Origin of the sequence: Streptomyces sp. MnatMP-M17 (genome assembly GCF_900091995.1) — a bacterium.
Taxonomy (GTDB): domain Bacteria; phylum Actinomycetota; class Actinomycetes; order Streptomycetales; family Streptomycetaceae; genus Streptomyces.
Genome location: NZ_FMDK01001196.1, coordinates 1 through 2,044 on the forward strand (window position 1 = coordinate 1; position 2,044 = coordinate 2,044).

The following is a 2,044-nucleotide window of genomic DNA, read 5'->3' on the forward strand; positions in this document are numbered from 1 at the left end:
AGCACGGGCCCCGCCGCCCGGCCGTCCTCGCCCAGCGGAGCCAGCAGCGCGCCGCCGCCCTCCGCCGGTGCCAGAGCCCATCTCCCGGTCATACACCGAGTCTCGCAGCCGGGTCTGACATCGCCCGGGCGCCCGCCCGGAAGGCGGTCCGGGCCGGACGACGGGAGGATCGGAGATATGGCCATGGCCATGGCCACGGCCCGCACGGACACGGGAGGGATGCGGATATGGAAGCGGTTGTGTTCGAGAAGTTCGGCGGCTCGGACGTCCTGCACACCCGGAACGTCGAGGAACCGCACGCGGGACCCGGCGAGGTCCGCGTGGCGGTCCGGGCGGCCGGCGTCAACCCGATGGACTACAAGATCCGCCACGGATGGATGGAACAGCTCTTCTCCACACGGCTGCCCGCCATCCCCGGTTCGGAGTGCGCCGGAGTCGTGGACGAGACGGGCGAGGGCGTCACCGAAGTCGCCGTCGGCGACAGGGTGGTGGGCTGGACCACGACCGGCGCCTATGCCCAGTACGCCCTTGCCGAGACCGTCGTACCCAAGCCCGACTCCCTGGGATGGGAGGAGGCCGTGGCGATCCCTGTCGCGGGCGAGACGGCCCGGCGCGTGCTCGACCAGCTCGCGGTGCACAAGGGCGAGACCCTGCTGGTGCACGGCGCGGCGGGTGCCGTCGGCTCCGTGGCCGTCCAGCTCGCGGTGGCGCGCGGCGCGACCGTGATCGGCACGGCGTCTCCCGCCAACCACGACTACCTCCGCTCGCTGGGCGCCACCGCGGTGACCTACGGCGACGGTCTCGTCGGGCGCGTCCGCGCGGTCGCGCCTCAAGGCGTGGACGCGGTCTTCGACGTGGCGGGCAAAGGCGCGCTGCCCGACTCGATCGAGCTGCGCGGCGGCACGACGGACCGGATCATCACCATCGCCGATCCGGACGCGGCCGGCCACGGAGTGACCTTCTCCGCCGGTGTCACCGCGCCCGGCAGCAAGCGCGCCGCCCTGGCCGAGAACGTCCGCCTGGCGGCGGAGGGCGGCCTGCGGCTCCGGATCGCCGGGACCTTTCCGCTCGCGGACGCGGCGGAGGCCCAGGAGACGAGCGAGAAAGGCCATGCGAACGGGAAGTTGGTGATCACGCCCTGACCTCGGAAACGGATGACGTGGCACAACTGACTCCTCTCGTGCACCATAGATTGCTCTCAGTAATCCTTTGATGTCCGAGAGTAACGATGCCCACTGACAATGGACTCGCGCACGGCGTCTACGACTCCGGCCGGTCCTGGCTGCCCCTGACCCGGATCCCGCTTCCTCACAAGCCGGAAGCGGCTTCCAGGGCGCGCCGTCACACCCGCGAGGTGCTCGCGTTGCGCCGCGTCGACGCCGAACTGACCGCCACCGTCGAACTGGTGGTCAGCGAACTCGTCACCAACGCGGTACGCCACGGCGTCTGTCTCTGCGGCTGCACCCGCGGTCCGGTCTCCCTCAGGATCCTGCGTACGGAGAACCGGCTGCGGGTCGAGGTCGCCGACCCGTCCCGGACACCACCGAGATGGCCCGTAGGGCCGGCGCCGGCCGGCGTGGACGCCTCGGATCCGGCAGAGGGCCGGGGCCTGCTGCTGGTCACGGCCCTGGCGGCGGACTGGGGCGACCACGCGGGCCCGGTACGGGGAAAGGTGGTGTGGTGCGAGTTCGCCGGCCGGCGGCGGGTGGCCGAGAACAGTTGTCCACAGCCTGTGGACAGAGCTGGCCGCCCTGACCTGACACCGGCCCAGGCCCACCGGCCGCACCTGGGATCATCGGAGCCATGAGTGACACGGATGCCGCCGACGCGGGTGCCGCCGACGTGGGTGCAGGGACCGTCGAACGGGCCCTGCACGCCGTGCTGTCCACGGCGGACGGCGAGCGGAGCGAGGGCCTCGACACCGGTGCCTCGCTCCTCGCCGCCGATCCGGCGGCCGATGCCGAACTGCGGCTGCGCGGCGTCGGGTTCGTACGGCTGGCCTGGGAGCGCGGCTGGCAGCCCGCCGATGTCGTACGGCTCCTAC

Annotated in this window: 2 protein-coding genes and 1 pseudogene; all 3 read left to right on the top strand. The window is 72.2% G+C overall.

What is annotated here, in order from left to right; all coding sequences use genetic code 11:
- Positions 1-227: 227 nt before the first annotated feature.
- Positions 228-1,142, top strand: coding sequence for an NADP-dependent oxidoreductase (locus tag GA0115259_RS37715; protein WP_093605089.1), 915 nt, complete (start codon positions 228-230; stop codon positions 1,140-1,142).
- A gap of 86 nt (positions 1,143-1,228) precedes the next feature.
- The gene (locus tag GA0115259_RS37720) at positions 1,229-1,807 is read left to right on the top strand and encodes an ATP-binding protein (protein WP_093605091.1); all 579 of its coding nucleotides are present in this window, start codon (positions 1,229-1,231) and stop codon (positions 1,805-1,807) included.
- Positions 1,804-2,044 (top strand): annotated as a pseudogene (locus tag GA0115259_RS37725) (hypothetical protein); the annotation flags it as partial. The gene GA0115259_RS37720 and the pseudogene GA0115259_RS37725, both read left to right, overlap by 4 nt.